Annotated in this window: 3 protein-coding genes; all 3 read right to left on the bottom strand. The window is 44.2% G+C overall.

Going from position 1 to position 4,401, the window contains the following annotated elements; translation table 11 throughout:
* Positions 1-168 precede the first annotated feature (168 nt).
* The 3 genes from mutL to ACLFWI_RS27475 all read right to left on the bottom strand — a co-directional run bounded on the left by mutL (position 169) and on the right by ACLFWI_RS27475 (position 4,350).
* Entirely contained in the window at positions 169-1,896 is a 1,728-nt protein-coding gene (gene mutL / locus ACLFWI_RS27485; protein WP_446415575.1) for a DNA mismatch repair endonuclease MutL, read from the bottom strand.
* Between the two features lie 425 nt (positions 1,897-2,321).
* Positions 2,322-3,836, bottom strand: coding sequence for a PAS domain-containing sensor histidine kinase (locus ACLFWI_RS27480; RefSeq protein ID WP_446415574.1), 1,515 nt, complete (start codon positions 3,834-3,836; stop codon positions 2,322-2,324).
* A gap of 7 nt (positions 3,837-3,843) precedes the next feature.
* Complete coding sequence (locus tag ACLFWI_RS27475) at positions 3,844-4,350, bottom strand: Rab family GTPase (protein ID WP_446415573.1); 507 nt, start codon at positions 4,348-4,350, stop codon at positions 3,844-3,846.
* Between the last annotated feature and the right edge of the window lie 51 nt (positions 4,351-4,401).

Here is a 4,401-nt window from a genome sequence, read left to right as displayed (position 1 = left end):
TATAACGGGGGTAGCTAACCCGGATTTGTTATGACATTACGGTTTCCGTAATTACGGTTATGAAATTGCGCTATGGCTTACAATTCAACCCTCAACGCGCCCAGAAAATTGAACCCGTTTTAACGGGTTTTAGCTTTTAGCCCTAACTTTAGTTCAGGGCTTACTACGTTAAATTCCATGGCTTTTGCCAATCACCCAATGACGACGGAAAAAACGAGCCAGCGCTGATTCTTCTAGGGGTAAGTAAATCGGACGCCCATGGGGACAGGTGCGGGGATGGCGAGTCATTTTCCATTGATTTAATAATGTCTGCATCTGCTCTAAAGTTAAGGGTGTGCCATTGCGAATTGCACTGCGACAAGCTGTGGCAACTTGTGCGGTTTGTAAGTCTCCACCTAAACTGAGTTCTAATAGGGCATCAGCACAGTCGTCTCGCTGATGCAGTAGGGCGGGTGCGTTGCGAACAGCCCACAGTTGATCGCCAAAGGGTTCTATTTCTAACCCAATCCGTTGCAGTTGTTCGAGTTGAACTGGAGTTAAATGGTTGAGAATCACGGGCGGTTCTAGGGGAACAAGTTGCCAGCGATCGCACAGTTGTTCGTACAAGACTCGTTCATGGGCAATGTGTTGCTCAATTAACCACATTCCTGTATCATGTTCTGCCAGAATATACATGTTACGTACTTGGGCAACGGCTTTTAATTCCACTAAGCCAATATCCGAAGTATGACGCTCCTGTCTTGGTGATTCATCCAGGTGATAAACGCCCTTTTTTGCCGAGGCTGTGAGTAATTTGCCGACGCGATGGGATTGAGAGGCTGTGTCGAAATTTTCCGCCCCAATCCGCAGGGCTTGTTCAATGGCTTGGCTAATCTGTTCTTGCCAATAGGAAAGAGAATGCAGATAAATTTCGGCTTTGGCGGGATGACGATTCCAATCAATTTGACTGGGGCAAATTTGTAGGTGAATAAAACAAATTGGATAGCGATCACGTGGTAAGGTTCTCGCCATGGCGGTGAGAATCGTCTGTTCCAATTCTGGCGATCGCACTAACCGCCCATTCGTCGCCACTTTAACCCAATCTGGGCGGCGACGGTGACAGCGATCGGGTAATCCTAACACTAAATGTAGAGACGCACCATGGCGCGTCTTTAGGGTTGAGTTGTAAGTAAACTCCCTTATCTCCCCTGCACTCCCCTCCTCTGGTGTAGGAACATCTAGGGTTAATTGCTGCAAATCATGCACCCGAACCTGTTTGAGAAGTTGCGGGATGATCTGTTGAGTCGTTTGACCCGGACTAATTGTAAACCAGGAGCGATCGCTTTGCTCAACTTGCCAAGTCACCGATGGATGGCAAAGGGCTATATTCTGTATCGTGGCTTGGATTATGCGTTGTTGTTGACTCCTCGACGGTAATCCCTGACGACGCAGACGCCACTTGCCAAATAAATTCGAGACAGTCACCACCGTACCTGGCGCGATCGCAACCGCTTCTGTGTCTTCTGCTTCTCCCTGGGTATTATACGTACAGCGCCATCCCTCAAAACCTGTCAGTCGGCTGCATATCTCTAATTCGGCTAACGCTGCAATACTATGCAAGGCTTCACCGCGAAATCCCAAACTGGTAATCTTGTATAAATCATCGCGACTTTGAATTTTGCTGGTACTGTGTGCCGATGCAGCTTTTTGTAAATCTGTCAAGTCCATACCCGTGCCATTATCTGCCACGCGCACGCGCCACAAATCAAACCATACAGCCACAGCAATGCGCGTCGCCCCCGCATCCAAAGCATTTTCCACCAATTCTCGTACTACGGCGGCTAAGGAATCAATCACCTCGCCAGCCGCAATTAAGTTAACAACCTCCGTCGGTAGGGTTTGAATCGAACCTGTCATAGTTTTGAAGTAGGGGCGGGTTAAGACTCTTGCGTTTCGCTGTTGATGATAACGTTTTCTCAAAACCTGACCTGTAAACACTGATTTCACGGATTTATAGAGACGGTAGTGGTGGAAACACTGATTTCACGGATTTATAGAGACGGTAGTGGTGGGGTGTGAGAGCTTAGTCACACTGATTTCACGGATTTATAGAGACGGTAGTGGTGGAAACACTGATTTCACGGATTTATAGAGACGGTAGTGGTGGGGCTGTGATCCCAAATCCGGGTTAGCCACCCCCTTTATAATCCAGTCCGCGCAGGCGGACTTTGTTTGTGTAGCTGCGACTTCTAGTCGCCAAGGCAAAAAGGGGGGGTTTCTGATTGCACGGAGGCTTGTCTGTGTTCATCTGTATCATTTAATCGTGAGACTTCTGGAGAGTGTCATTCTGTGTAATCTGTGTTAATGGGTAACGTGACTTTAAACTTTGTACCCACACCCACTTCACTGTGAACCGCCAATTTCCCCCCATGTAAATCAACCGATTTTTTGACAATGGATAAACCTAATCCTGTTCCCTGAATATTGCCCACATTTTTAGCCCGATGAAAGGACTCGAAAAGCCGCTTTTGATCCTCTGGGGGGATACCAATTCCTTGGTCTTTAATTTCAAAAATAACCTCCTGTTCTCGACAGTGACAGTTAAACTGCACGGTAGAACCTGGCGGTGAATACTTTACCGCATTTGTCAGCAAATTAGTCAAAATATGTCGCAGGAGTTTTTCATCCATGCAAGCCTTGCTCGCCATACCTGAATTAACCCAACTGATTTTATGCTGCTTACCGATACCTAATTCAATATCTTCGACTAAATCCCTGCATAACTGGTTCAAGTTTAAAGGTTTAGGATTAAATTCCAATTTACCTGATTCCGCTTTGTTGACAATCAACACATCATCTAACAGGGTTGTCATGCGGTTCACTGAGTCTTTAATTCGATTAAAGTGTTTGAGCTTTTTCTCCTCCGCCCAGTTATGACTATACTGTTCTAGTAATTCTGTCGAGGAATAAACCGCCGTTAATGGAACCCGGAATTCATGACTTGTCATGGAAATAAAGCGAGATTTTAGTTCCGTAAGTTCTTTTTCTCGCTCTAGTGCCTGAAGCATTTCTGCTTCCAAAAGTTTACGCTGGGTCAAATCTCGACCGACATAGACGAAATTGAGTGAACCTTCTAGATCAGTTATCAGAGCCGAACAAGAAAACGCTACAGCGACGGTTTCACCCTGTTTAGTCAGGCAATTTAATTCGATGTCCTGAAATGTCGAACTATCCGGTGATAAATGACTTAAGTTATTTAAAAATTCTTGATTTTTAATGATTTTGGTTATCGGTTGTCCCACTAATTCGTCTATCTTGTATCCAAATAGAGTTTGTGCGGCACGGTTTGCCGTTTTGATGTCTCCTGAAGCTGTAGTGACTAATAGGGCATCAGCCATTGAACTGATAATTTTATCAATATAATTTTTAGAATGAGTTAGCGCACTTAATAACAGATTAGTTTCATTTGATTTTTGAATTAATTTTTGCTGTAACTTCATCCGTTCGGTGACGTCCTTAAATAAAAGGATTAAATAATTTTCATTCTCATCTTGATGGTAACAAATATGTAAATCAAAATAAAAAGAATAATCATGCGCTTGAGCTGTGTGATGCTGATAAGCTCGAACAATTCCTGCTAACTGAAAACTTATTTGCCGTCCGGCTAAAATATCCATCATCACCCCTTCCATACCCACTAATTCTGGAAAGGCTAAGCGAATATCTTCGCCTATTTTTAAATCCTGGGGAGAATCCGCAAAATTAGGAACACCGTCAGAGAATTCCTGGACGAGTAACTCCCGATTAAGGGTTAGATAATCGTAGTCGGGTGCTAATATTTTTAAGCGGGACGGCATACAGATTCTAAGCCTTTAAGATATTATCGGCAAGTTGTTCAAAAATTTCATCGACATAAGCACCTGTTTTCGCTGAGGTTTGATAAAGTCCGGCTTCGGGATTTAAGTCTTTATCCTGAATGATTTTAACCAGTTGGTTCAGTTTTTCCGGTTCGACTAAATCTGATTTATTTAAGGCAATGACAATTTTGCCTTTGGGATTAACCGATAAAAACAGGTTAACGTGTTCATCTAATCGCTCAACGGTTTCCAGCCGGCTGACATCAGCAACGACGATGACACCACTCGCCCCCTGTAAGTAACTGGGAGCAATGGATTTAAATTTAGTATGCCCTTCCAAGTCCCAGATGAGCAACTGTAAATTTACGGATTCTAGTGTTTTTCGAGAAATCTTCACACCGACGGTGGATAGATACTGATCGCTAAACTGGCGTTCGACGAAACGGCGAATTAGGCTGGTTTTGCCCACACCAAAGTCACCGACGAGACAAATTTTCTTGGATATTTTAGCCATTGGTCATTGGTCATTGGTCATTGGTCATTGGTCATTGGTCATTGGTCATTG

Source organism: Coleofasciculus sp. (assembly GCF_046539235.1).
GTDB lineage: Bacteria > Cyanobacteriota > Cyanobacteriia > Cyanobacteriales > Coleofasciculaceae > Coleofasciculus.
This window is presented reverse-complemented; position numbering and strand designations above follow the sequence as displayed.